Source organism: Methylobacterium fujisawaense (genome assembly GCF_039619325.1).
GTDB classification, from domain to species: domain Bacteria; phylum Pseudomonadota; class Alphaproteobacteria; order Rhizobiales; family Beijerinckiaceae; genus Methylobacterium; species Methylobacterium fujisawaense.
Genome location: NZ_CP155000.1, coordinates 3014959 through 3038436, shown reverse-complemented (window position 1 = coordinate 3038436; position 23478 = coordinate 3014959). Strand labels below are relative to the sequence as shown.

The window sequence follows — 23478 nt, the reverse complement described above, 5'->3', positions numbered from 1 at the left end:
GAATTTTCTGTTCCTTTTTTACAAATTTCTGAATATATTAACATAGTGTCATGCATATCGTACGTGCCGATTGCCAGACGACGCGGATCGATGTCAAGGGTCGTGTAATGTCGCCGGTGCAAAAATATTAGATGGATTGATCAATTTATAGCGCGGCTGCTGTTCGGGCTGGAAAATTGCGCGCTATCGAAATTGGAAACCAGTGCAGCCTCCGTAGATCCGAGATCTCGGGCGGGCCTATCCCATCGCAGGGGAACGCCGTCGATCCGCGCGGGCGCGTACAGCCTGAGGGCGGGTCCCCACGCCGTGTGTTCGATCTTTGGTAAGAAGTCCCGGTCCTGATCTCCGCTGAAGGCGGGCCCCGGCGCGCCGCCGGCATGGTCGGTGAGCAGAAACGCCGTGCGGGCCAGGGAGAGCTTCGCGGTGACGGCGCGCCCCTCTCGCAACCGGGCGATCAGGCCCCGTATGGACGCCGCCGCCATCAGATAGCCGGTGGCGTGGTCGAGCGCCTGGACGGGCAGCGGCACCGGCCGGTCGGCCTGTTTCCAGCGCTGTCCGGCCGCCGCGATGCCGGCCGACATCTGGACGAGGCTGTCGAAGCCGCGCCGACCGGCCCAGGGCCCGGTCCAGCCATAGGCGCAGAGCGTGACGTCGATCAGGTTCGGATTGAGCGCCCGGCGATGCTTCTCCCCGTAGCCGAGCCGCTCCAGGGCATCCGGGCGGTATCCATGCACGAGGATGTCCGCCTTCGAGAACAGCCCCTCGAACCGCTGTCGGTCGGCGGCCCGATGGAGGTCGAGCCGGGTGCAGACCTTGCCCAGGGTGACGTCGGGCGCCAGGGACGGCTCGTCCCAGCCGGGCGGGTCGATTCGCAGGACGTCGGCGCCCAGCCCGGCCAGGAAGCGCGTGGCCACAGGCCCCGCCAGGATGCGGGTCAGGTCGAGGACCCGGATCCCCGCGAGGGGACGGGCCGGGTCCGGGCGCCACCGTCCGGAGTCGTGGCCGGGCGCCTCCGTGACCGCCACGAGGGGCTCGGCCCGGACCGCCCGGCCCTGGTCCAGTCGCTGCCACGCCTCCAGGCTGCGCATCGCCGCGGCGCAGCCCCCCGCGCGCAGGATCGCCGATTCCAGGGTCTCGGCCGCCTCCCGGGCCACAGCGGCCGCAACCGCCTCCCGGTCGCCCGGACAGTCGAGCACCGAGAGGGCGGCGGCGCGATGGTGGGGCGCGTTGGTGTGCAGCCGGATCCAGCCGTCCGCCGCCCGGTAGTCGCCGGCGATCGGGTCCCAGGCGGCCGGCATCGTCCATCCGCGCGGCCGCACCGACGGGCCGAACCACGCCGAGGCGAGATGCCGGTCCACCGTCACGGCGGGCGCATCTCCGAACAGGCCCAGAAGTTCGGAGACGGCGAGGCCGGCGGCACCGATCGCCGCCGTCGCCAGCTCCGTGACGGGGAAGCAGGACGGCAGGCTCTCCGTGCCGGTGACCGTCAGCCGGTCTCCGGCATCGGGCGGCAGCGCCAGGGCTGCCAGCGCCTCCGCGAAGATCGACCGCAGGGCGTCCTCGTCGGCGTGTCGCTTGCGCATGGTCGCGGCCCTCACATGACCTGTGCAGGGTGGCGGCCGCCGACGGATGAATCAATCTTGTACCGCTGATGGGCAGGACGGACCGGCTCCCCGCTCCATCCGGATGGCGCCGCCCGGGCGCCGGCCCATACCGGCCCATACCGGCCCATAGCGGCAGGGCCGGCCTCGCGGCCGGCCCCGATGCGCGTCGCGGCGCCGTCCGCGCGGGGGCGGCGCCCGCCGGGCCTCAGGCGAACATGTCGGGCTGGGTCTCGGCGATGTGGTTGTACAGCGTCTGGAAGTGCAGCCAGCCGATATAGTCGCTGCCGACATGCTCGCGGCTGTAGCGGGCGGTCTTCTCCGAGAGGAGCTGCGGCTTGATGCCGGAGGCCTCGACAAGGAGCTGCTGCTTGCAGGCCCGCTCCAGGGCGATGAACCAGAAGGCCGCGTCGTCGATGCTGTGGTGCGAGCAGGTCAGCAGGCCGTGGTTCTGGTGCAGCACGCCGCGGTTGCGGCCGATCTGCTGGGCGACCGAGAGGCCGCTCTCCTTCTCCACCGCCACGGCGCCCGCCGAGGCGCCGATCACCGCGTGGCTGTTGTAGAAGGCCGCCGCGTCCTGGCTGATCATGTCGAGGGGCCGGCCGGTGGCGCACCACGCGGTGCCGTAGGTGGTGTGCGCGTGGCACATCGCCATGACCTCGGGGTACTCGTCGTGCACGGCGGCGTGGAGGACGAAGCCCGCCCGGTTGATGGCGTGGCGCCCCTCGACCACCCGGCCCTTGTGGTCGGCCAGGATCAGGTTCGACATCCGCACCTGCGAGAAGTGCACGCACATCGGGTTGGTCCAGTAGAGCTCCGGACGCTCCGGGTCGCGGATCGTCAGGTGCCCGGCGAAGCCGTAGTCGAAGCCGTGCATCGCGAAGGCGCGGCAGGCGGCCACGAGGTGCTTCTTGCGGTAGTCGCGCGCCTCGGCGTGGTTGGCGAATTCCGGGATCTCCGGGAAGATCAGGCCGGCCTGCTCCGGCTGGTAGATCGAGGTCCGCTTGCGGCCGGCATCGTCGTCGGGCAGGTCGAGGGCGACGGGCGCGTCGTGGGAATGATCGTCGAGCATGGCGTATCCTTTCGTCGGGTGAGGGGAGGGCGTCAGCGGTTGACGAGGCGCTTGGGCACCGTCAGCGCCAGGAGGCTGCCCAGGGCGAGGCACGCGGCGAGGGTGTAGACGCCGAGGCTCGTGGACTTGGTGGTGTCGATGATCCAGCCGATCAGGTAGGGGCTCACGAAACCCGCGAGGTTGCCGACCGAGTTGATCACCGCGATGCCGGTGGCGGCGGCCGCCCCCGCCAGGATGGCGGTCGGCAGGCACCAGAACTGGGCGAGCGTCACGAGCACGCCGATCGTCGCCACGGTGAGCGCCGCCTCGGCGATCACGAGGTCCGTGCTGAACCGGATGCTGACCAGCCAGCCCGCCACCCCGACGAGGCCCGGCACCGTGATGTGCCAGCGCCGCTCCCGGGCCGCGTCGGACAGGCGCCCGACCGTGATCATCGCCACGGCGGCGGCGCCGTAGGGCAGCATGGTCAGGAGGCCGATCTGCAGCGGGTCGGAGACGCCCGCGCCCTTGATCAGGGTCGGCAGCCAGAAGCCGACGCCGTAGAGGCCCATGATGAAGAAGAAGTAGATCCCGCAGAGCAGCCAGACCCAGCCGCTGGTGAAGCCGTCCCGGAACCGGTGCGCGGTCACGGAGGCGCCGTCGGCGGCGACGTTGTGGGCGAGCAGCGCCTTCTCGTCGGCGCTCAGCCACTTGGCCTTCTGGATGCCGTCGTCGAGATAGGCGAGGACGCAGAAGCCCAGCACGACGGACGGAAGCGCCTCGATCAGGAACAGCCACTGCCAGCCCGCGAGGCCGCCCGTGCCGGCAAACGCGTTCATGATCCAGCCGGAGACCGGTCCGCCGATCAGGCCTGCGATCGGGATGCCGGTCATGAACATGGCGATGATGCCGCCGCGGCGCTCGGACGGGTACCAGTAGGTCAGGTACAGGATCACGCCCGGGAACAGGCCCGCCTCGGCGAGGCCCAGCAGGAAGCGCAGGACGTAGAACCAGGTCGGCGAGGTCACGAACATCATGGCCGCCGATATGACGGCCCAGCTCAGCATGACCCGGGCGATCCAGATCCGGGCGCCGACCTTGTGGAGGATCATGTTGCTCGGCACCTCGAACAGGAAGTAGCCGAGAAAGAAGATTCCGGCGCCGAGGCCGTAGACGGTTTCGCTGAACTGCAGGTCGCTCAGCATCTGCAGCTTGGCGAAACCGACATTGACGCGGTCGAGATAGGCCGCGACGTAGCAGGCGAACAGGAACGGCACGAGGCGCCACGTAACCTTGCGGTAGACCCGCGTCGTCTCGTCGATACTGGGCTCGACGAGGGTCATGACCCCCTGTGCCATTCCGGTGTCTCCCTAGACTTTATCGTTTCGCCACCGTCTGCGCGGCGCGGCCGGCACTATCGTGCTGCGTCCAATCGTTGACAAACGACGATTTTTCACGCTTTTCGTGAATTAAATTCACGGATTGTCCCATGCGCCGGATCCCGAGCTTCCCCGCCCTGCGGGCCTTCGAGGCGGCCGCGCGCCTCGGCAGCTTCGCGCGGGCGAGCGAGGAGCTGCACCTCACGCCCTCGGCGGTGAGTCACCAGATCCGCGCCCTGGAGCGCTGGTTCGGACGGGCCCTGTTCCGGCGGGCGAATCGTCAGGCGACGCTCACCGCCGACGGCCAGCGCCTGCTCGCGGGGCTCTCCAGCGCCTTCGACGCCATCGAGGCGGTCTGTGCCGAGCTGAGCCCGCCGCCGCCCTCGTCGCTGGCCGTCCACTGCACGCCGAGCTTCGCGGCGAAGTGGCTGGGCCCCCGGCTCCCCGCCTTCGTGGAGACGCATCCCGGCATCGCCATCCGCCTTTCCACCAGCGCCGACCCGGTGGATCTCGCCCGGCACGAGGAGATCGACATCCTGATCGCCTACGGCCGGCCGCCGCGCGGGCCCGGCCTGACCGTCGAGTCCCTTGGGCCGGAGGAGATCGCCGCCCTGTGCACGCCGGAGGTTGCCCGGGCCGCGGGGTCGGCCGGGGCCTTCACCCGACTGGACTCGTCCTTCAGCCCCATCCGCTGGCCGGACTGGTTCGCCCATAACGGCCTGCCCATCCCGACCGGGGCATCGGGCGCGGCCTTCGACCGGGGTTCGCTGGTGATCTCGGCGGCCGTCCAGGGGCTCGGCGTGGCGCTGGAGACCCTGCGGTTCGCCCGGGACGAACTCGCCGCCGGGCAGTTGGTGCGCCTCGGCGGCGGGCGGTTCGAGAGCCTGTCCCGGGACCTGCACTTCATCTGCTACCGCGAGCGCGACGGGGCCCTTGAGAAGATCCGGGCCTTCCGCCGCTGGCTGCTCGACGTGGAGGTGGAGAGCCGGGCGGTTCCGGCCTGACGCGGAAAGGTGTTGGCGCGGAAAGACATTGGCGCGGTGATCGTCGTCGGCCGGATCGCTTCGGCGACAGGCGGGCGCCTCACGCCGTCGATCCGGGGCACGCGAGGCGAGCCCGGAACCCGGAGACACGGGCGGCGCAGGGTCCGGCGCGCGTCCCCTCGGTCGCAACGGTTATGTCAGTCTTGTCATGCGGCGGGTCTCAACGGGATCGCGAGCCGCGCTAGGTGCAAGTCCAAACAACGCGGCAAACGCGGCGGGACCCGAGCCCGACCGTGCGCCCCAAGGGAGAACGCCCCATGTCCCTCTTCGCCAAGCTGCAGCGGCGCGCCGACGAGGGTCGGCCCGTCCGGGTCGGCCTGATCGGGGCCGGCAAGTTCGGCGCGATGTACCTCTCGCAGGCGCCACGCACGCCCGGGATCCACCTGATCGCCGTGGCCGATCTGTCGCCCGACCGGGCGCGCGCGTCGCTGCGGCGGGTCGGCTGGGAGGAGGCCCGGTTTGCGGCGCGCGGAATGGAGGAGGCTGCCCGGGCCGGCACGACTCTCGTCACCGAGGATGCCGACGCGATGATCGCGAGCCCGTTCGTGGATATCGTCATCGACGCCACCGGCAGCCCGGCCGCCGGAATCCGCCACGCGCTGCGGGCCTTCGCGGCGGCCAAGCACATCGTGATGGTCAACGTCGAGGCCGACGTGCTGGCCGGGCCGCTGCTGGCGCGCAAGGCGGCCGAGGCCGGGGTGATCTACTCCATGGCCTCGGGCGACCAGCCGGCGCTGATCGCCGAGCTGGTCGACTGGGCGCGCACGATCGGGCTGGAGGTGATCTGCGCCGGCAAGGGCACCAAGTACCTGCCGGCCTATCACGCCTCCACGCCCGACACGGTCTGGGGCCATTACGGCTTCAGCGAGAGCCAGGTCGCGGGCGGCGACTTCAACCCGCAGATGTTCAACTCCTTCCTCGACGGCACCAAGTCGGCCCTGGAGATGGCCGCGGTGGCCAATGCCTGCGGGCTCACCCCCCCGCGCGACGGCCTCGCCTTCCCGCCCTGCGGCGTCGACGACCTGCCGAGCATCCTGAAGCCCGTGGCGGATGGCGGCCTCCTCACCGAGCGCGGCACCGTCGAGGTGGTCTCGTCCGTCGAGCGGGACGGGCGCCCGGTGTTCCGGGACCTGCGCTGGGGCGTCTACGCGGTGTTCGAGGCGCCGAGCCCCTACGTGCGCGACTGCTTCGCCCAGTACGGCCTCAAGACCGACGCCAGCGGCCGGTTCGCCGCCACCTACAAGCCCTATCACCTGATCGGGCTGGAGCTCGGGATCTCGGTGGCTTCCATCGCGGTCCGCGGCGAGGCCACGGGTGCCACCGGCGACTGGCGCGGCGACGTCGCCGCCACCGCCAAGCGCGCCCTGCGGGCGGGCGAGCGGCTCGACGGGGAGGGCGGGTTCACCGTCTACGGCAAGCTGATGCCGGCGGCGGAGTCCCTGGCGCAGGACGCCCTGCCGATCGGGCTCGCCCACAACATGGTCCTCAAGACCGACGTGCCCGCCGGCCGGGCCGTGCGCTGGAGCGACGTCGCGTACGAGGCCGACCAGGAGGCGATCCGCGTCCGGCGCGAGATGGAGGACCTGTTCCGCGGGGCGACGGGGCGGGCCGCCGGCTAGGCGCTCAGGCGCGCCGGCCGGCCGTGCGCCCGGTCGGCGAGCGCCCGACCAGCTTCCGGAACGTCCGGCTCATGGCGCCGGCGCTCGTGAAGCCCGACCGCGCGGCGACCTCCGCCATGGACCCCGCGCCGGAGCGGATCAGGGCCTCGGCCCGGCCGACGCGCTCGCGCATGATGTACTGGTACGGCGTCACCCCGGTGCTCTGGCGGAAGGCCCGGATGAAGTAGCCCTCGCTGAGCCCGACGATACCGGCCAGGGCCGACACGGTGATCTCTCGGTCCAGGTGCTCCCGGATATACGCGCAGGCGCGCCCGGCCTGCGATGCCGACAGATCGGGTCCGGCCGACCGGCCCTCCGTGCGGACCGCGATGACCGAGCGCAGGACCGCCAGATGGAGGCTCTCGATCAAAAGCGGGTCTGGCGAAGGATCGTCCCGATGCGCGCAGCTCAGCGCGCTGAGGATGTGACAGGTGCTCCGGCAGGCGCGGAGGTCGCGCCCGTCGGTCGCAAACGCGATCTTTCCGATGGGCGCTTCCGCGAGGCGCTCGACGGCCGCCGCCGAGAAGGACAGGACCCGGCCGGTATACGGGCCGACCCACCGGGTCGTGCCGTGCAGACCGGGGCGCCGGACCAGCAGGCCCTCGCGGTCGCTCAACCGCGCCGCGATCTCGTAATCGACCTCGTGATGCGCCCCCGCGGGCTGCGTGCTGGCCGCGACTTCGAGACCGGAGACCGCATGCGTGCTCCAGCCCCCGGTGGCGAAGCGGAAATCGATGAAGGTGATCTCCGGGAGACCGCGGTCGCCCGGCGCGCAGCAGGTCAGCTCGGGACGGCCGGAGAGATGTCCGGAACTGCCGCTGGTGGCGTACGTGATGGTCTCGGGCGTGCTGTCCATGCGGGCCAGTCGGTTCCGGCTTCGTCGCCCTCGGGCGCCTGAGGAGGGCGGCCTCGCGGCCGCCCTCCCGATTCTCCTCCGTCAGCGAAGGGCGCCGGTCACGCCGCCTACGAGGCCGCCAACCGCGCCGAGCACGCTGCCCACCAAGCCGCTCACGAGGCTGCCCGCTTGGCCGACGACCCCCGAGACCGCACCGAGTTCCTGGCTTGCGTCGACCCCCAGGCCGACGGTGAGGCCGACCCCGAGGCCGCCGCCCACCTGGTCAAGCTCGGTGGCGCTCAGCTCGCGGACGGTATCGATGCTGTCCTGCATGATCGTTCTCCTGATTGAGATTCAAGAAGAAGTTTATTCTGCTCGATCTATTGTCTGATCGCAGCGTCGAGGCGCCTTGGACGTCGGCACCTGCCTTTAGGATTACAGAGATGTGCTTCGTGTCAATCGGTATCTGGCTCCCGATACGTATCGAGTTATCTCGAATTCGGCGAATGCGCAAAAACTGACCGGGCTTGCCTTTCCCAGGGCGCGCTCCAGGCGCTTTCGCATCGAGCGCCGTCTTCGCTGGGGGCCCGTGCCTCTCGACAGCATCGCGAAGACGCGATCTTTGCGCTGCAGCACGAGAGCGCGCAAAAATTGACCTTGTTTTGCGGCGCAAAACAAAACGGACCCTCATTCCACTCAAGCAATTGAGATCGTTGAAGTTTTACAGAAAACTGCGACGATCTGACGCGGCATCGGGAATACAAAATTCGCATTCCCGTGCAGTGTTGACACAGCACTCGTACGATGCGACCGAACAAGCCGGATGACGCCGAGGCGTGCTATCCTCGAAGATGTGGTCTCGTTCTGGGAAGGTTGCTTTAGCCGGGTGCCAAGTCCGCTCTTTCGACTGGAAGTTATAGAGGCACGACGCAATGCGTGGCTGGGCGAGGCGCAGATCATCCAGCCCTTGCCGATCCGCATCGTGGCCCTGTCCTGCGTGGCCATGGTGGCGGCCGTCGGCCTCTATGCCTGGCAGGGCACCTATACCCGCCGCATCCACGCCGTCGGCCTGCTCGCGCCCGATATCGGTCTGATCAGTCTCGCCAGCCCGGTCGCCGGCCGCGTCGGCTCGACGGGGGTGCGCGAGGGCGACAAGGTCGCCCGCGGGCAGCTCCTGTACACGATCGACCTCGACGCCGTGTCGGCGAGCGGGCCTACGCAGGAACGGGTGATCGCCGAGCTGGAGCGCCAGCGGCAGAGCGTGGAGCGGCAGCGGGCCGCCCGGGCCGATCTGGCCGGGACGGAGCGCCAGGCCCTCCGGGAGCAGGTGGCGAATCTGAGCGAGCAATCCGCCCAGCTCGCCAAGCAGATCGACCTGCAGGAGAAGCTGGTGCCGCCACTCCGGTCGCGGGTCGAGGAACTCGCCGACGCCGTGGCGCGCGGCTTCGCCCGCGCCGCCGATCTCCAGAGCCAGAACTACCTCTACATGCAGGCGAGCGCGCAGCTCGCGCAGTTCCAGCAGAGCCGCCTCCAGGTCGACGGCAAGCTCGCCGACACGAAATCCCAGCTCGCCGCCTACGACGACCGGCTGGCCCGCGACCTCGCCGACCTCGACCGGACCGCCGCCCAGCTGGCGCAGCAGAAGGCCGAGAGCGAGGCGCGCCGCGCCATCGAGGTCCGGGCACCGGAGGCCGGGACCCTGACGTCGATCCGCGCGCAGGTCGGCCAGACCGTGGCGGCCGGGGCGACGCTCCTGACCCTGCTGCCGAGCGCGGGGCGCCTCCAGGCCAACCTGTTCGTCGATTCGTCGGCCATCGGCTTCGCCGAGGCCGGCGCGCCGGTGATGCTGCGCTACGCCGCCTTCCCGTTCCAGCGCTTCGGCTTGCATCGCGGCGTCGTCACCGAGGTCACGCGGGCGCCGCTGGGCAGCGATGACGCCCCGGATTTCGCGCGGCGCGCCTCCGCCCGGGGGGAGGGGACCGACCTGTACCGCATCGTCGTCCGGCCCGATTCCGACACCGTGCTGGCCTATGGCGAGCGGCGCAGCCTCGAGGCGGGCATGCGGGTCGAGGCCGATATCGCCCTGGAGAAGCGGTCGCTCTACCGCTGGCTGCTCGATCCCGTCGCGCATGTCCGGGAAAGCCTCGCCCTCGTCACGCGCGGCGGCCTCGACGCCCTGCCGGTCCGGAAGGCGGCCCCGTGACGGCGCCATCCCGTGCCGCCCGGCTGGACTTCGGGCTTCGCCGCCGGGTGCCGGTCGTCCTCCAGGCCGAGGCCGCCGAATGCGGCATGGCCTGCCTCGCCATGGTCCTGGCCTATCACGGGCGCCAGCTCGACCTCGCCACGCTGCGGCGGCGCCATCCCCTGTCGCTCAAGGGCATGACCCTGCGCAACCTGATCGACCTCTGCGGCGCCCAGGGCCTGACCGCCCGCGCCCTGCGGGTCGAGCTCACGGATCTGCCCCGGCTCCGGCTCCCCTGCATCCTGCACTGGGGCCTCAACCACTTCGTGGTGCTGACCCGGGTCGAGCGCGGCGGCCTCGTCATCAACGATCCGGGCCGCGGCCGGCGCCGGATCAGCCTTGCGGAGGCCTCGCGGGAATTCACCGGTGTCGCCCTGGAGGCGGTGCCGAACCCGGGCTTCAAGCGCGAGCGAGCCACCCCGGGCCTGCGGCTGCGCGACCTGTTCCGCAACATGTCCGGCGTCCGAGCCGCCCTGGCCCAGGTGCTGGCCCTCTCCCTGGGGATCGAACTCGTCGCCCTGCTGATGCCCATCGCCTCGCAGGTCGTGATCGACGAGGTGATCGTGAATGCCGACCACGACCTGCTCCTCGTGGTGGCGATCGGCCTTGGATTGCTGCTGCTGCTCCAACTCGGCCTCAGCATCGCCCGGACCTGGGCGATCATGCTGGCCGGGACCCGGCTGAACTACCAATGGTCGGCCGGCCTGTTCGACCACCTGTCGCGGCTGCCCCTCGACTATTTCGAGAAGCGCCATGTCGGCGACGTGATCTCCCGGTTCGGCTCCCTGGCCACCATCCAGAAGGGCCTGACGACCGACCTCGTCCAGGCCGTCCTCGACGGCCTCATGGCGGTCGGGATGCTGGCCATGCTGATGGTCTATGGCGGCTGGCTGGTCGCCGTGGTTCTGGCCTCGACGGCGCTCAACGCGATCCTGCGGGTCTTCGCCTACGGCGCCTATCGCGAGGGCAGCGAGGAGGCCCTGGTGGCCGAGGCCCGCCAGCAGACGCACTTCATCGAGACGGTCCGCGGCATGGCGAGCGTCAAGCTCCTCGACCTGCGCGAGCGGCGCGGCGGCGCCTGGATGAACCACTTCGTCACGGCCTTGAACGCCCGGCTGCGGCTGCAGCGCCTGGACCTCGTATTCGGCCGCGCGAACGAGTTCCTGTTCGGCCTCGACCGCCTGATCCTGCTGGTGCTGGGCGCCCGCGCCGTGATCGGCGGGTCGCTGTCGCTCGGCATGCTGGTGGCGTTCCTGGCCTATCGCGACCAGTTCGCCACGCGGATCGGCAGCCTGATCGACGCGTGGTTCAAGCTGCGCATGCTCGACGTGCAGACCGACCGGCTCGCCGACATCGTGCTGTGCGAGCCCGAGGAGCAGGATCTCGCTGCCGCCGCGGCGCCGGTCGTCGCCCTGAAGGCCGGGGCGCTCGCCGGCGTAGGCCTGGCGCTGCGCTACGGCGCGGACGAGCCCTGGATCTTCCGCGGGGTCTCGCTGTCGGTCCGGGCCGGCGCCTGCTTCGCGATCACCGGTCCCTCGGGATGCGGCAAGACCTCGCTCATGAAGGTGATGATGGGGCTGACGCCCCCGACCGAGGGGATCGTCGCCGCCGACGGCCAGGACATCCGCACCGCCGCCGGACCCTACCGCCGCCGGATCGCCGGCGTGATGCAGAACGACGGCCTGTTCGCGGGCTCCATCGCCGAGAACATCGCTGCCTTCGACGAGCATCCGGATGCCGGATGGATCGCCGAATGTGCGGCCCGGGCCGCGATCCTGGACGATATCCGCCGCATGCCGATGGGCTTCGAGAGCCTCGTCGGCGACATGGGCTCGACCCTGTCGGGCGGCCAGAAGCAGCGCATCGTGCTGGCGCGCGCCCTCTACCGGCGGCCCGAGATCCTGTTCCTCGACGAGGCTACGAGCCATCTCGACGAGGCCACCGAGGCGGTGATCGCCGAGGCTCTGCGGGACCTGCGCATGACGCGGGTCATCGTGGCCCATCGCCCGGCGACGATCGCCCATGCGGACGCGGTGTTCGATTTCCCCGCCCAGGTCAGGGGCGCGGCGGATCTGGCTGCCGCGGGCTGACGCGGTTCGCCTAAGGCCGCGCGGGCCGGAGGTCGCCCGGTGCCAGGCCGAAGCGCTTGCGGAACCCGCGGTTGAAGGTCGGCACGTCGGTGAACCCGCACGCATAGGCGATCGAGGCGATCCGCACCTTGCCGTCGCGGGCGGCTTCCAGCCGTCGGCGCGCGAGGTCGAGGCGCGCGTCGCGGATCGCCGTCGCGATGCCGCCGGTCTCCGCGAAGGCGCGGTACAGGCTCGTCCGGGACAGGCCCAGCGCCCTCTGGATGTCCTGCGGGGTCAGGTCGGGATCGTGCATCCGGCGCGCGATATGGGCGCGGGCGAGCGAGACCACCGCCGCCTGCGAAACCTCCGCGGGCTTCGTGCGCCGGGCCGTGCCGTCGACGAGGTGGCCGAGGAGGTGCAGCACGCCCTCGATCGCGGTCTGGGCCTCGCCCTCGGACATCCAGGCGATGGAGGCGGCCACGGTGCACAGGCGCGTCCGGAACGCCACCCCGGCCGGGTGCGGGTTGAGGCTGCGGCCCGCGAAGGCGTCCGCATCGCCGACCCAGGCTTCGAAGACCTCGCGCGGCACGGCGAGCCGGATCTCGCCGTAGGCGCTCTGGGTGCCGGCCACGAAGGGCCGGTTCCGCGACAGGAAGCTGATATCGCCGGGGTTCAGTTGGGCGCCGCGGCCGTGCTGCTCGTGATAGCCGACGCCGTCGAGCCCGAGGCCGATCACCACCATCGCGCGGGCATTCCGGTCGACGTGCCGGGACCGGAACTCCAGCTCCACCGGGCTGCTGACCGTATGGGTCAGCGACCAGCCGGCCGACGCCACGGTCAGGCGTTTGGCCGCGAAGCGCTCCCGGGGATGCCGCCGGCCGATGTCGCCGAAAGCGGCCAGGGCCGTGCAGCGCCAGAATTCGAAGGCCTGCTTGGGCTCGACGTGATTGGTCGTCTCGACGAGGCTTGGGACGAGCACCGGGCTCAACACGTGTGACACTCCCGTCCGGCCCGGCGGCGCTGTCCCAGCGCCTGTGCAACTCTATCGTGTGAATCTTGCCGGATTGGCAACCGACGCCGATCGGGCCTGACGATGCGGGGCGTCCCCGCGCGGCCTATGCAACGGCCCGGCCGGACAGGCCGCGCGGTCCGGCAAGCAGCAGCGCGGCGCTGGCCCCGAGGACGATCGTGATCACCGCGAACATCGCGTGCGGTCCGTAGGCCGAAAGGACCGGCAGGAGGATGAGCGGCGCCAGGGCGGCGGCGACCCGGCCGCCGGCCCAGGCGCAGGTCATGGCCGAGGCCCGCAGCGGCGTCGGGAGGAGTTCCGTGGCGTAGACGGCGAGGACGCTGCCGTAGGTCGCCGCGGCGGTGTTGAAGGCGATGCCGACGAGAACCAGCGTCAGGAACGTGCCGCTCGCCGCGAAGGCCGTGCCCAGGGCCGCCATCGCGGCCGCCAGGGCCGTCAGGCAGGCGCGCCGCTCGAGCCGGTCGATCACCAGCGCGGTCAGGAGGGTGCCCAGCGGCGGGCCGAGCATCGACAGAGCGGCGAAGGCGAGGGATTGATCGACCCGGAAGCCCTTCTCCACCATCACGACGGCGCTGAGCAGCGGGAAGGCGATCGTCGCCAGGGGGGCGAGCGTGAAGAGGCCCACGAACAGGGCCGTCTGGCGCGTCTGGCGTGTCCCGGTGAACAGGGCGCGAAAGCCCGCCGGCCCGTGTATCGTCGGCCCGTGTATCGCCGGCGCTGGGGCGAGGTCGGCTGCTCCGACGACCGGCGCCCGGCCGGCCGCGCGCTCGAACCGGCGGCAGGCCCCGTCGGCCTCCACGGGTCGCCCGACCGAGGCCAGCCATCGCGGCGATTCCGGCAGCCCCGCGAACAGGATGCTGCCCAGGGCCGCCAGGGCGCCCCCGAGGATCAGGGCCCAGCGCCACGGTTCGACGCCGAGGGGAGTCCCCGGTGCGAGCGCCTGCACCAGGAGGAGGACGGCCAAGCCGCCGAGGAGCCCGATCCCGGCACAGACCAACAGTGTCGCGCCGCGGTGGCGCGCCGGCGTCACCTCGGCGAGGTAGGTCGCGACGAGGGGCGGAAACCCGCCGATTGCGAAACCCGAGACGGTGCGGGCGAGCGTCAGCGCCGTGAGCCCCTGGCTCGCGGCGGCCGCCAGAGATCCGGCGGCCATCAGCGCCAGGGAGGCCTGAAGGGCGCGCCTGCGGCCGAAGCGATCACCGAGGATTCCGAAGAAGGGGGCGCCCACCGCCCCGCCGGCGAAGACGGAGGCGAGGAGCAGCGAGAGGCTGCCCCGCGGCATGTTGTGGGGCGGTGCGAGGAAGATGGCCGCCAAGGCGTTGCTCAAGGCGACCTCGGCGATGTCGGTGAACAGGCCCAGCGTGCAGACAGCGAGCGCCGCCACGTGGAGCCGCGTGATCGGGAGGGAATCGAGCCGCCGCGTGACGACCGCCACCGATCCGGCCGCGGGCGCGGCGCTATGGGAGGGCGTCGCGGCCTGCAGGCGGGCGTCCATCAAGGGCGTGTGTCCTATCCCGACCGGAGCGTGGGCGCAACCGGTGCCGCACCGCCATAGCTGCGCGCCTCGAACCGGGAAACGTGGCGGCGCTCACAAACGCACGATGCGCTGCTGTCGCGGGTCACACGAGATCCGGCGCCGCGCAGGCCGGCCGGCTGCCGCGGACGTCCCTGCCTCCCGCTCGTTTCGCCGACGGAGCGAAGCCGGCCCGGGCGCACGCCGCTCTGATAGGGTCCGCAGCCGCCGGCTAGAAGCGCGGTTGCGTGTGCTTAGATCGATCGCGCTGCGATTCGGGAGCGACCGGGCCGGGCCGATGGCCGATCACGTCGCCGTTGCGGTAGGCCTCCCGGATGTTGCGTCGTGCGGAGCGACCGGCCGTCCCACCGGGCTGCGTCACGGCCGAGTCGCCGGATGGCGCCAGGACGGTCTGTGCGGAGGCCGCTCCCCCGCCGAGCAGGGACAGGATGACGACGCAGCCCGACAGACCCTTCATGCCCGCATTCCCCTCGCCTGATCGCGTCGTCCCAGCGGACGGTTCCAGCATCGCCGGCGCGCGTCATAGGTCCGGGGTATCTACGTCCACGCGGACGATCGGTTCACAAGCGAGCGCGAGGCTGGTCCGCCGAGCCCGGTGAGGCTCCCGGCGGGAGCCCGCCCGGCCATCGTGCGCGGGTGCGGTCGGGGTGCCGCGCGGCAGCCGGGAGGGGCGCCGGGGATCGCGCCGGTCAGGCCGCGTTGCGGCCGAGCCGGATCGCCTTGGCGATTTCCGAACGTCGCTCGGCATAGCCGGGCGCGGTCATCGGGTAGTCCTCCGGCAGCCCGTAGCGTGCGCGATACGAGGCCGGCGTCAGCCCATGCGCCGTAAGATGCCGCTTCAAGGTCTTGTAAGATCGGCCATCGATGAAGCTGACGATGCCGTCCGGGCGGACCGACCGATGGATCTGCGCGGGGGTCGGCTGCTCGTAGGGGATCTCGGCGGCCTTCGGCCGGTCTGTCAGTGCGAACAGGGCGCCGTGCACGGTGGCCAGAAGCGGCGGCAGGCTGGTGTGAGGAATTGCGTTGTTCGACAGGTAGGCCGTGACGACGCGCACCGCGACCTCGCTGATCGTCGATTCGAGATGGTCTTGGTCTTTCGGCAACGCGATCGATCGCATCTCTGGTCCCGGCAACCTCGCTCGGTCCTTATGACTACTCGTACATTATGGCCTGTCAATACTTGTTCGCATGTCCGGTAACCCTCTTATTATGCATACAAAATTTTATTGAGATCTTAGGGAGCCGGATCCGAAGGCTTATCGGTCTGCGCTGTTGTCTGAGATTTCCGGCCTTCGCGCCGGGGTGGTCCACCGTCGGGCGCAGGGAATGTGCGGCTGCCTGAAGCCGGGCGAAGGAGCGCGGCCGATGCGACGGTCCGACGGGGCCGAGCCGTCGATGGATCCAGGCCGGCGCCGGACCTTGCCGGGTCATGCCTCGTTCGCGATGAGAGGCGCGCCGGACGGGGCGGGCTCTCGGGCGCGGCCGATCTTCGAAGGGTGGCGGGTGTGAGGCTGCGCCGGTTCTGTCTCGGCCGTGACGAAAATGTGGCAGAAGCTTGACTATTTCAGCGGAATCAGTTTATCCCTTGACCGTTGCCTTGCGGTTACACCCCCGAGACCTCTGGAGGTTCGGATGTGCGCGCGGAAGACCTTCTACATTTTCGTGGCGGCCACGGACGGTGAGCAGTTCTGCGCCGTCCGACAAGACCAGCCGATCCCGGCGATCATCGACGGTGTGCACTGGATGTATGTGGGCTGCATCGATACCGCGCGGGACAAGCCGTACGGGTTCGATGCGGACGCGGCGCATGCGGCGATGCGGCGGGGCGGCGTCTACCTCTACCGGCGCGAGCTGATGTTCCGGCGGGCCAATTTCCTGCTCGAAGCCGCCTGATGGGGGGCCGGGCCGGTGCGGTTCTGGCGGGCGCGCTCGTCGTCGGTTTCGGGCTCGCCCCCGGGGCCGCCGCGGCGCAGATGCCGACACGAGTCGGCACCTGCGTGGCGACCACGATCTCGCGGATCGGGACGCGGTTCAGCGACAAGCTCGTGAAGCCGAAGGGCGACGGGATCGACGAGGGGACGAGCGTCGATCTCAAGAACGGCGTCTACGGCGTCTCCTACGCCTATATCGACGCGATCGCGCGGTCGCGGGTTGGCGATCGGGTGATGACCTGCCTCGTCGCCCTGCCGACCGGCTGCCCCAAGGGCGACGATCGCGGCAAGATGTATACGACGACCAACCTGCGCACGCTGGATTCCTGGACTCTGCCGGACTCCCAGCACATGTGCGGCGGGGCCTGACCCGGCGGCGGTGAACCCGCCACCGGTGTGACCGCGTTTCCCCGCCGGGGGCCGGAATCGGGTCTCGGGGAGCGGAGGAGCATCCGTGTCGATCAGGAACGATCTTGTCGCCCTCGTGCTGGCGGCGGTGGGGATTGTGCCGGCGTCCGCCTGGGCGTGGGGCGTTCCCGGATGCACCAACCTTCCCGAATACAACCGCGCCCTGGGCGCCCTGCAGGGCATGACGAGCGCCTGCGACATGAGCGTCGAGGAGGCGCGCCGGATCGTTGCGGCCCATGACGGCGTCGCGCCCGGTCCCCCGGCCGTCGCCGCGGAGCCGCAGGCCACGCCGCGGGCCGTCCCGCGCCATCGCCGGGCGCGGGCGCACCGGAGCGCGCGTCCGCAGCCCCGCCGCTGAGACGGCTGTCCGCCGGCCGAGCGACGCTCAGGCCTCGTCCCCCGGCGCGGCCGGAGGATCCGTGCGGGTGCGGGCCCAGTCCCGGTCGCGCTCCGCCTGCCGGGCGCGCTGCTCCGCCACGTAGGCGTCCTGGTCGGCGCGCTCCCGCTTCCGGCGGCGGTCGGCGGCGGCCGCCGACCGCTTCTGCCACGCCTCCGTCTCGGCCTTCTGGCGGAGCAGTTCCTCGACCGTGATGGGCGTCACCGGCGCCTTGGGTTGCGCCCAGGGATAGGGCTGCCGGGGCGGTGGCGGACGGGTCGCCCGGTGGGCGGATTCCTGTCCCGTCCGCCGGAGCGCTTCGGCCGCCTCGGCGAAGGTGAGGCCCGCGCCCCGGGCGATGCGCTCGGCGGCGGCCCGGGCGGCCGCGCGTTCGCCCATCGTGGCGCCCTGGGCGGCGAGGGCGAGGCATTTTTCGAACCGGTCTCGGTCGGCGGGCGTCATGAACGGCGTCTTACCGCCAAGTCGGCCCGCCTGTCCCGTCGCCCCGAACCTGTCAGTCCCGCTTCGCGCTGGCCACCGCGTTGGTGAAGCTGTAGCTGCCGAGCTTCTCACCGACCACCTGGATGGCGCCGTCCGTGAGGGAGTTCAGCCTTCGGGAGCGGATCTTCATGGTCCCGGAAATGCCGGCGAACTTGCCGGTTCCGCCGATCCACTCGCCCGTGCCCTCGTTGACCGCGCCCAGGGGCTGGACCGGATAGTCCCACTTCTCGAAGACGTGGTCGCCGTCGGCGTCGACGTAGTCGCAATAGCCGTGATTCTCGAGGGTCTTGGCGGCGGTGTCGATCAGCGGGGCGGAGGTGCAGCGTCCGGCCATGTTGTGCAGGAGCCGCCCGGCCGATTCGTTGACGGCGGTCATCATGTTGATCGTTGCCGAAGCCGTTCGGTTGTCGCCGATCGTGACAGGTTTCGGCACAGAGATATTTGTCGATGTGTAAGTTATCCTGAAATCGCCCTGTCGCGGCATGTCCTCGGCGCGGGCCGTTATGGCAGCGGGCAGCATCAGGACGAGCGCGACAGCGGAGAGTCCTGGGGCGAATGCTGTGTGGATGGTCCTTTGTGTCATGGCGACCTCCCAGTCCGACGCTTTCAAGACCGGTCGGCATCGATCGCGCAATTGGACGACGGCCGAACGAATCGTGTGCGTCGAGTTAATATTGTTATAGCGAGTTTAAATATTCAATATGTTTGGAGTTTGACAGTTTTTGTCGCTCGATCTGCGCGTCGCCATCGCTGCCGGGCCGGCTGGCGGTCCATATGCGCCTGGCCCGCCGTGCGTCTGGGGCCGGTCATGCCGCGCGATTCCGGCGCGTGGGCGGGCCGATGCTACGAGCGGGCGCGTCCGTCCCCGCCCGGACCGATCACCGGCAAGCCGGTCCCGTCCGGCAGGCCGCCGAGCACCACGAGGATCCGTCCCAAGAGCGCCCGCGAGTGCCGCGCGCCACTGCCGGCGCGGTCCGGCCGCCCCGGACGGCCCTCGTAGGCCGCGCGCAGCCGGGCGAGCTGACGTCCGCGCGTTTCGGGATCGCTGGAGCCCATGGTCCATCCCCCCGGCGGGCTCTGATCCGCGGTGCGCCCCCGCGAACGAGCCTTCGACCATCCCGAGTCGGGGAGTTGGAAAACCGTGTCTGAACGGTCCCTACGACCTTTAGCGCCGGAACGCCTGGACATGCGTCGCAGGCTCCCCGACCGTATGGCCAAGGATGCGGGTGCCGTTCTGGTCGGCACCAACCATCAGACAGGGGGTTCCACGCCCCAGGGCCGCGCGTACGGCCCCGCTGGCGTTTTAGTCGCGTCTAGGAACGAAATCCAGCCCGGCGTGCCGCCCCGCGCTCGACATGGCGGAAGCCGGCATCGATCAGGAGAGCCAGCGCCGACACCACGAGGCCGCCCTGCAGCACGTAGGCGGTGTTGCCGGTGAGGAGGCCGGAGATGATCACTTCGCCGAGGGTGCTGGCCGCCACCGTCGAGCCGATGGTCGCCGTCGCGAGGCCGATGACGGCAGCGAGGCGGATCCCCGACAGGATCATCGGCAGCGCCAAGGGCAGTTCGACGCGGAGGAGCCGCTGCCGGTCGGTCATGCCCATGCCGCGCGCGGCCTCCATCAGCGCGGGATCGAGCCCGTCGAGCCCGGTGAGCGCGGTCTCGAAGATCGGCAGGAGCCCGTAGAGCACCAGGGCGATCAGGGTCGGGACGGCGCCGAACCCGAAGATCGGCACCGCCAGGGCCAGGACCGCCACCGGAGGAAAGGTCTGCCCGATCCGGGCCACCGACCGGGCGAACGGCAGCACGTCGCGCCCGGCCGGCCGGGTGGCCGCGACCGCCAGGCCGACGGCGATCGCGGCGGCCGTCAGGGTCGCGGCGGCGACCAGCAGGAGGTGGTTGACGGCGAGCGTCAGCAGCGGCGTCTGCGCGTAGATCGGCGGCGTGTCGCCGGGGGCGAACGGCTGAAACAGGGGCGCGAATCGGCCCGGAGCGACCAGAAACACGCCGAGGAGGGCGAGGAGCGCGGCCCAGGCGAGAGGCGGGGCCCGGCTCACGGCCGGCCGCCCTGCGCCTCGAGGGCCGCCCGCGTCACCCGTCCCAGGATGACGCCGTCGCGGCTGACCGGCAGGGCCGGGCGCCGGGACCACAGGCTCTCCGCGAGGGCGGCCCGAACCGAGGTCCCGGCCGGGATGGGCGGGCCCGGCGCCGGGCCGGGCTCCACCAGATCGTCCACCACGCGCAGGGCCATGAGCTGGAAGGCCCGGTCGCCGCTGCCGAGGAGGGTGCCGACGAAGGCGGTGGCGGGTGCGCCGAGAAGGTCTGCCGGCGGCGCCTCCTGCACGAGGCGCCCGGCATCCATCACGGCGATCCGGTGGCCGAGGTGCAGGGCCTCGTCCATGTCATGGGTCACCAGCACGATCGTGGTGTTGTAGCGCTGCTGGATCGTCCGCAGATCCTCCTGCGCCCGACCGCGGATGATCGGATCGAGGGCGCCGAAGGGCTCGTCCATGAGCAGGATCGGCGGCTCGGCGGCGAGCGCCCGGGCCACGCCGATCCGCTGCTGCTCGCCGCCGGAGAGCGCCGCCGGCAGGCGATCCCGGTAGGCCGCCGGATCGAGGTTGAACAGGCTGAGGAGTTCGTCGACCCGGGCTGCGATCCGCCCCCGGTCCCAGTCGAGCAGCTTCGGCACCACCGCGATGTTCTCCGCGACCGTGCGGTGGGGGAACAGCCCGTGTCCCTGGATGGCGTAGCCGATCCCGCGCCGCAGGAGATGCGGGGGCACGTCCCGGATGTCGCGGCCTGCGATCCGGATCGTGCCGGCGCTCGGCTCGATCAGGCGGTTGATCATCCGCAGCAGGGTGGTCTTGCCCGATCCCGAGGTGCCGACCACCGTCAGGATCGTCCCGGCCTCGACCCGGAGGGTCACGTCCGCCACGACCGTGCGTCCTTCGAAGACGCGGCTCACCTGGGCGAGGTCGATCATGGAACCCGCTCCGCCGCCCGGCCCCGGCTCAGATCGACGACCGCGTCGAGCAGCACCGCGGCGCCGGTCGCCATGGCGACGGTCGGCAGCGCGCCGAGCAGGACGAGGTCGCCCGCATTCTGGCTGATGCCCTGGAAGACGAACACGCCGAGGCCGCCGCCGCCCACGAGCCCCGCGATCACCGCAAGTCCGATGTTCTGGACGAGGACGATCCGGATTCCGGTCAGGATCGCCGGGAGGGCGAGGGGCAGCTCCACCTGGAGCAGCCGCTGCCGCGCGGTCATGCCGACGCCCCGGGCGGCGTCGCGCACCGGCCAGGGCACGGCATCGAGGCCCGCGACAGTCGCGGCGGCCACGGGCAGGAGCGCGTAGGCGAACAGCGCCACGAAGGCCGGCGCGGCGCCGATTCCCGCAATGCCGAGGGCGGCCGCGCCCGGGACCGCCCGGCCGATCCAGGCCAGGGGCGCGATCAGCATCCCGAACAGCGCCATGGACGGGATGGTCTGCACGACGTTGAGGGTCGCGAGCAGGCCCGTCCGCAGCGCAGGAACCGGGCGCGCCAGGATGGCCGCCGGGATCCCCAGAGCGGCGGCGGCCGCCACCGAGGTGAGGGCGAGAACGGCATGGGTCCGCAACTCCCGGCCGAACGTGTCGGAGCGGCTGGCATATTCCCGCAGCACCGAGAGGTTGTTCCAGAACCCGGTCCGCAGGGCGAGTCCCGTCGCGGCGACCAGCAGGGCCAGCAGGGCGATCCGCAGGATCGGTCCCGGCCGCAGCCGCGCCAGCCCGTCGCCGACGGCGAGGGCCGCCGTCGCGAAGGCGAGCCACCAGCCTGCATCCGGCGAGACCCGGCCGTACCGGTCGCCCGGCAGGGTCAGGTGATCGGCCGCCCAGCCGGCCGACAGGCCGAGGAGCAGGAGGATCGCGGCGGCGGCGGCGAGGCGCAGGGGCGGCGCCGCCCGGAGCGCCAGCAGCGGCAGACCGAGGGCGACGACGCCTCCGAGGAGGAGCACCGCACCCGACGGGAGGGCGGACCAGGCCGTCAGCCCGGTGCCGGCCGCGATCCGGTTCGGCCGGGTCGTCATCAGCGGGAGCGCGAGCAGGCTCAGTCCCAGCAGGGCCGCGAAGGCCGAGCCCAGCGGATCGACGCCCGGGCGGAGCAGCCCCGTCGCGGAATGTCCCCCCATCCTCAAGCTCCGACGGCGCCGGCGCGCGCGGGCCCGCGCAAAAGTGGCCGGCCTCGCGACGAGTCCCCGCGACCCGCCGAGAACCCATGCCGGCAGAGCTTCGGCTTGTCGACGCGTGTCAGCGCACGAATCCGTTCTGCCGGAGGAAGTCCGCCGCGACCGCGGAGGCGGGCTCGCCGCCGATCTGGACGCGGCCGTTGAGATCCCGGAGCGTCGCCAGGTCGAGTCTGCGGAAGATCGGATCCAGCACCGTGGCGATCTCGGGATGGGCCATGAGGACCGCCCCGCGGACCACCGGCGCCGGCTGATAGACCGGCTGGACGCCCTTGTCGTCGTCCATCGTCACGAGGCGCGCGACCGCGAGGGCGCCATCGGTGCCGAACACCATGGCGGCGTTCGTGCCGGACGTGCCCCGCGCCGCCGCGGCGATCGTGGCGGCCGTGTCGCCGCCGGCCAGGATGACGAGCTGCTCCGGCTTGAGGGTGAAGCCGTAGGTCCTGCCGAAGGCCGGCAGGGCGCCCGGGGCGGTCACGAATTCCGACGCGGCGGCGAGCTTGATCGCGCCGCCGCCCGCTACGTAGCGGCCGAAGTCGCTCAGGGTTTTCAGGCCCGCGGCCTGCGCGATCTCCTGGCGCACCGCGATCGCCCAGGTGTTGTTGGCCGAGGCGGGCGTCAGCCAGACGAGGTCGTTGGCCGCGCGATCCAGGTCCCGGGCCGTCCGATAGGCCGCCTCGGGATCCTTCCAGACCGGGAGATCCGCCTTCCCGAAGAAGAACGCCGCGTTGCCGGTGTATTCCGGATAGATGTCGATCTGACCCTCGATCAGGGCCTGGCGCACGATCGCGGTGGCGCCGAGCTGGATCTTGTCGACCGTCGGGAGGCCCCGGGCCTGCAGGGCCTGCAGGATGATGTTGCCGAGCACCCCGCCCTCTGTGTCGATCTTGGAGGCCACGACGATCCCGGCCGCCGGCGCGCCGGGCGTCGGGCCACATTGGGCGACCAGCAGCGCCAGGGCCGGTGCGACGAACCACGCGAGGATCCGCCTCACCTTGGCCTTCGGATCCCCCGTTCGCGTCGTCCGGTCTCGGCGGGGGCCTGCCGCGCGCGATGTCCGGCTGGGGCGGGCGATGATCCCGTTGAGCCCGGGCGACAGGCCGGCGGCCACGGTCGCGACGCGATTCGACTTCCGTTTCATGGGGATGGCTTCGCCGCCTTTGCACGCGCCGCTCATCGCTCCCGCGCCGCTCTCGGTCCCCTCGCGAGGCTCGTGACGACAGGGATGACCTCCGCGCCCGGCGCCTCCGATCTCGACCGTATCAAATCAACGCACTCCGGTTAATAATGTTTAACCTTTACACGATGCTGACGCGAACAATCCTAGCCTTAGAGATATAATGTTGAGTAGATCGTTTGCGTCGAAAGGAGGGGAGTATGTCGTATTCGATTCTGGTCCGCGATCTCGCCCGCGAACCTGGCGGTGCTCCCAAACTTCTAGCCTACGACATTCACGACCGGTCGGCGGCGGAGACTCTCGTTTCCGTGATCGCCACGTCGTACCGGGATCACGGTTTCAACCCCGCCACCCGCGTCCATTGGTTTCGGCACGAGGGCGGGGTGCGCGAGATCTTCACCTGGCCGCGGCAGTGA

General features: G+C 70.9%; 24 protein-coding genes. 8 read left to right on the top strand and 16 right to left on the bottom strand.

The features are described from left to right. Nucleotides 1–140: 140 nt before the first annotated feature. The 3 genes from ABC766_RS14470 to ABC766_RS14460 all read right to left on the bottom strand — a co-directional run bounded on the left by ABC766_RS14470 (nt 141) and on the right by ABC766_RS14460 (nt 4010). On the bottom strand, nt 141–1583 hold the full coding sequence (locus ABC766_RS14470) for a CoA transferase (protein ID WP_345822514.1): 1443 nt from the start codon (nt 1581–1583) through the stop codon (nt 141–143). A gap of 226 nt (nt 1584–1809) precedes the next feature. After that, nucleotides 1810–2673 carry a class II aldolase/adducin family protein gene (locus ABC766_RS14465; protein ID WP_043760040.1) on the bottom strand — a complete coding sequence of 288 codons (864 nt, stop codon included), beginning with the start codon at nt 2671–2673 and terminating at the stop codon, nt 1810–1812. A gap of 32 nt (nt 2674–2705) precedes the next feature. Further along, the gene (locus tag ABC766_RS14460; RefSeq protein ID WP_053609664.1) at nt 2706–4010 is read right to left on the bottom strand and encodes an MFS transporter; all 1305 of its coding nucleotides are present in this window, start codon (nt 4008–4010) and stop codon (nt 2706–2708) included. Nucleotides 4011–4141: 131 nt separating this feature from the next. Between ABC766_RS14460 and ABC766_RS14455 the strand changes: the two genes are divergently transcribed. Together ABC766_RS14455 and ABC766_RS14450 are read left to right on the top strand one after the other, a co-directional pair. After that, nucleotides 4142–5035, top strand: a complete 894-nt coding sequence (locus tag ABC766_RS14455; protein WP_345822513.1) for a LysR substrate-binding domain-containing protein — start codon at nt 4142–4144, stop codon at nt 5033–5035. A 296-nt stretch (nt 5036–5331) separates the two neighbouring features. Continuing rightward, nucleotides 5332–6693, top strand: coding sequence for an NAD(P)H-dependent oxidoreductase (locus ABC766_RS14450; protein ID WP_345822512.1), 1362 nt, complete (start codon nt 5332–5334; stop codon nt 6691–6693). Nucleotides 6694–6697: 4 nt separating this feature from the next. Here the strand turns inward: ABC766_RS14450 and ABC766_RS14445 are convergent, their stop codons facing one another. Next, nucleotides 6698–7588, bottom strand: a complete 891-nt coding sequence (locus ABC766_RS14445; protein ID WP_075381212.1) for an AraC family transcriptional regulator — start codon at nt 7586–7588, stop codon at nt 6698–6700. Nucleotides 7589–7669: 81 nt separating this feature from the next. Then, nucleotides 7670–7900 carry a hypothetical protein gene (locus ABC766_RS14440; RefSeq protein WP_043357549.1) on the bottom strand — a complete coding sequence of 77 codons (231 nt, stop codon included), beginning with the start codon at nt 7898–7900 and terminating at the stop codon, nt 7670–7672. A 553-nt stretch (nt 7901–8453) separates the two neighbouring features. Here ABC766_RS14440 and ABC766_RS14435 point away from each other — a divergent pair. Together ABC766_RS14435 and ABC766_RS14430 are read left to right on the top strand one after the other, a co-directional pair. Then, the gene (locus ABC766_RS14435) at nt 8454–9770 is read left to right on the top strand and encodes an HlyD family secretion protein (protein ID WP_043357543.1); all 1317 of its coding nucleotides are present in this window, start codon (nt 8454–8456) and stop codon (nt 9768–9770) included. After that, nucleotides 9767–11899, top strand: a complete 2133-nt coding sequence (locus ABC766_RS14430; protein WP_345822511.1) for a peptidase domain-containing ABC transporter — start codon at nt 9767–9769, stop codon at nt 11897–11899. Before ABC766_RS14435 ends, ABC766_RS14430 begins: the two co-directional genes overlap by 4 nt. 10 nt (nt 11900–11909) lie before the next feature. On the opposite strand, the gene ABC766_RS14425 is transcribed toward ABC766_RS14430, so the two are convergent. The 4 genes from ABC766_RS14425 to ABC766_RS14410 form a co-directional block, all read right to left on the bottom strand. Next, on the bottom strand, nt 11910–12869 hold the full coding sequence (locus ABC766_RS14425; RefSeq protein ID WP_342143270.1) for a helix-turn-helix domain-containing protein: 960 nt from the start codon (nt 12867–12869) through the stop codon (nt 11910–11912). 124 nt (nt 12870–12993) lie between these two features. Beyond that, nucleotides 12994–14403, bottom strand: coding sequence for an MFS transporter (locus ABC766_RS14420; protein WP_342143271.1), 1410 nt, complete (start codon nt 14401–14403; stop codon nt 12994–12996). Nucleotides 14404–14653: 250 nt separating this feature from the next. Further along, the gene (locus ABC766_RS14415; RefSeq protein WP_342143272.1) at nt 14654–14899 is read right to left on the bottom strand and encodes a hypothetical protein; all 246 of its coding nucleotides are present in this window, start codon (nt 14897–14899) and stop codon (nt 14654–14656) included. A gap of 232 nt (nt 14900–15131) precedes the next feature. Beyond that, a complete protein-coding gene (locus ABC766_RS14410; RefSeq protein WP_043389239.1) occupies nt 15132–15545 on the bottom strand; it encodes a MucR family transcriptional regulator in 414 nt (137 codons plus the stop codon). 529 nt (nt 15546–16074) lie between these two features. On the opposite strand from ABC766_RS14410, the gene ABC766_RS14405 reads away from it, so the two are divergent. The 3 genes from ABC766_RS14405 (at nt 16075) to ABC766_RS14395 (ending at nt 17139) form a co-directional block, all read left to right on the top strand. Continuing rightward, nucleotides 16075–16335 (top strand): hypothetical protein, encoded by a 261-nt coding sequence (locus tag ABC766_RS14405; protein WP_043357527.1) that lies wholly within the window; start codon nt 16075–16077, stop codon nt 16333–16335. Beyond that, on the top strand, nt 16335–16742 hold the full coding sequence (locus ABC766_RS14400; RefSeq protein ID WP_342143274.1) for a hypothetical protein: 408 nt from the start codon (nt 16335–16337) through the stop codon (nt 16740–16742). The genes ABC766_RS14405 and ABC766_RS14400 overlap by 1 nt, the downstream gene beginning before the upstream one ends. Nucleotides 16743–16827: 85 nt before the next feature. Then, nucleotides 16828–17139: a hypothetical protein gene (locus tag ABC766_RS14395; protein WP_342143276.1), complete on the top strand. Its 312-nt coding sequence runs from the start codon at nt 16828–16830 to the stop codon at nt 17137–17139. A gap of 27 nt (nt 17140–17166) precedes the next feature. Here ABC766_RS14395 and ABC766_RS14390 read toward each other — a convergent pair whose 3' ends face one another. From ABC766_RS14390 to osmF, 7 genes are all read right to left on the bottom strand, one after another. After that, complete coding sequence (locus tag ABC766_RS14390) at nt 17167–17619, bottom strand: hypothetical protein (RefSeq protein ID WP_043389021.1); 453 nt, start codon at nt 17617–17619, stop codon at nt 17167–17169. Nucleotides 17620–17671: 52 nt separating this feature from the next. After that, nucleotides 17672–18034 carry a hypothetical protein gene (locus ABC766_RS14385; protein WP_345822510.1) on the bottom strand — a complete coding sequence of 121 codons (363 nt, stop codon included), beginning with the start codon at nt 18032–18034 and terminating at the stop codon, nt 17672–17674. A 467-nt stretch (nt 18035–18501) separates the two neighbouring features. Continuing rightward, entirely contained in the window at nt 18502–18714 is a 213-nt protein-coding gene (locus ABC766_RS14380) for a hypothetical protein (RefSeq protein WP_043389020.1), read from the bottom strand. A 257-nt stretch (nt 18715–18971) separates the two neighbouring features. Then, complete coding sequence (locus ABC766_RS14375) at nt 18972–19715, bottom strand: ABC transporter permease (protein ID WP_053609670.1); 744 nt, start codon at nt 19713–19715, stop codon at nt 18972–18974. Beyond that, nucleotides 19712–20644: an ABC transporter ATP-binding protein gene (locus tag ABC766_RS14370; RefSeq protein ID WP_345822509.1), complete on the bottom strand. Its 933-nt coding sequence runs from the start codon at nt 20642–20644 to the stop codon at nt 19712–19714. The genes ABC766_RS14375 and ABC766_RS14370 overlap by 4 nt, the downstream gene beginning before the upstream one ends. Continuing rightward, a complete protein-coding gene (locus ABC766_RS14365; protein WP_278306262.1) occupies nt 20641–21831 on the bottom strand; it encodes an ABC transporter permease in 1191 nt (396 codons plus the stop codon). The genes ABC766_RS14370 and ABC766_RS14365 overlap by 4 nt, the downstream gene beginning before the upstream one ends. Before the next feature lie 118 nt (nt 21832–21949). After that, nucleotides 21950–22843: a glycine betaine ABC transporter substrate-binding protein OsmF gene (gene osmF / locus ABC766_RS14360; RefSeq protein ID WP_043389235.1), complete on the bottom strand. Its 894-nt coding sequence runs from the start codon at nt 22841–22843 to the stop codon at nt 21950–21952. A gap of 419 nt (nt 22844–23262) precedes the next feature. Between osmF and ABC766_RS14355 the strand changes: the two genes are divergently transcribed. Further along, nucleotides 23263–23478, top strand: coding sequence for a hypothetical protein (locus ABC766_RS14355; protein ID WP_043357502.1), 216 nt, complete (start codon nt 23263–23265; stop codon nt 23476–23478).

Bases quoted from the DNA above. Each gene is read 5' to 3' on its own strand.
- ABC766_RS14420 (WP_342143271.1), bottom strand. From the start codon at position 14,403: ATGGACGCCCGCCTGCAGGCCGCGACGCCCTCCCATAGCGCCGCGCCC.
- ABC766_RS14405 (WP_043357527.1), top strand. From the start codon at position 16,075: ATGTGCGCGCGGAAGACCTTCTACATTTTCGTGGCGGCCACGGACGGT.
- ABC766_RS14470 (WP_345822514.1), bottom strand. From the start codon at position 1,583: ATGCGCAAGCGACACGCCGACGAGGACGCCCTGCGGTCGATCTTCGCG.
- ABC766_RS14440 (WP_043357549.1), bottom strand. From the start codon at position 7,900: ATGCAGGACAGCATCGATACCGTCCGCGAGCTGAGCGCCACCGAGCTT.
- ABC766_RS14465 (WP_043760040.1), bottom strand. From the start codon at position 2,673: ATGCTCGACGATCATTCCCACGACGCGCCCGTCGCCCTCGACCTGCCC.
- ABC766_RS14390 (WP_043389021.1), bottom strand. From the start codon at position 17,619: ATGACGCCCGCCGACCGAGACCGGTTCGAAAAATGCCTCGCCCTCGCC.
- ABC766_RS14400 (WP_342143274.1), top strand. From the start codon at position 16,335: ATGGGGGGCCGGGCCGGTGCGGTTCTGGCGGGCGCGCTCGTCGTCGGT.
- ABC766_RS14460 (WP_053609664.1), bottom strand. From the start codon at position 4,010: ATGGCACAGGGGGTCATGACCCTCGTCGAGCCCAGTATCGACGAGACG.
- ABC766_RS14380 (WP_043389020.1), bottom strand. From the start codon at position 18,714: ATGGGCTCCAGCGATCCCGAAACGCGCGGACGTCAGCTCGCCCGGCTG.
- ABC766_RS14365 (WP_278306262.1), bottom strand. From the start codon at position 21,831: ATGGGGGGACATTCCGCGACGGGGCTGCTCCGCCCGGGCGTCGATCCG.
- ABC766_RS14450 (WP_345822512.1), top strand. From the start codon at position 5,332: ATGTCCCTCTTCGCCAAGCTGCAGCGGCGCGCCGACGAGGGTCGGCCC.
- ABC766_RS14455 (WP_345822513.1), top strand. From the start codon at position 4,142: ATGCGCCGGATCCCGAGCTTCCCCGCCCTGCGGGCCTTCGAGGCGGCC.
- ABC766_RS14415 (WP_342143272.1), bottom strand. From the start codon at position 14,899: ATGAAGGGTCTGTCGGGCTGCGTCGTCATCCTGTCCCTGCTCGGCGGG.
- ABC766_RS14355 (WP_043357502.1), top strand. From the start codon at position 23,263: ATGTCGTATTCGATTCTGGTCCGCGATCTCGCCCGCGAACCTGGCGGT.
- ABC766_RS14385 (WP_345822510.1), bottom strand. From the start codon at position 18,034: ATGACCGCCGTCAACGAATCGGCCGGGCGGCTCCTGCACAACATGGCC.
- ABC766_RS14445 (WP_075381212.1), bottom strand. From the start codon at position 7,588: ATGGACAGCACGCCCGAGACCATCACGTACGCCACCAGCGGCAGTTCC.
- ABC766_RS14370 (WP_345822509.1), bottom strand. From the start codon at position 20,644: ATGATCGACCTCGCCCAGGTGAGCCGCGTCTTCGAAGGACGCACGGTC.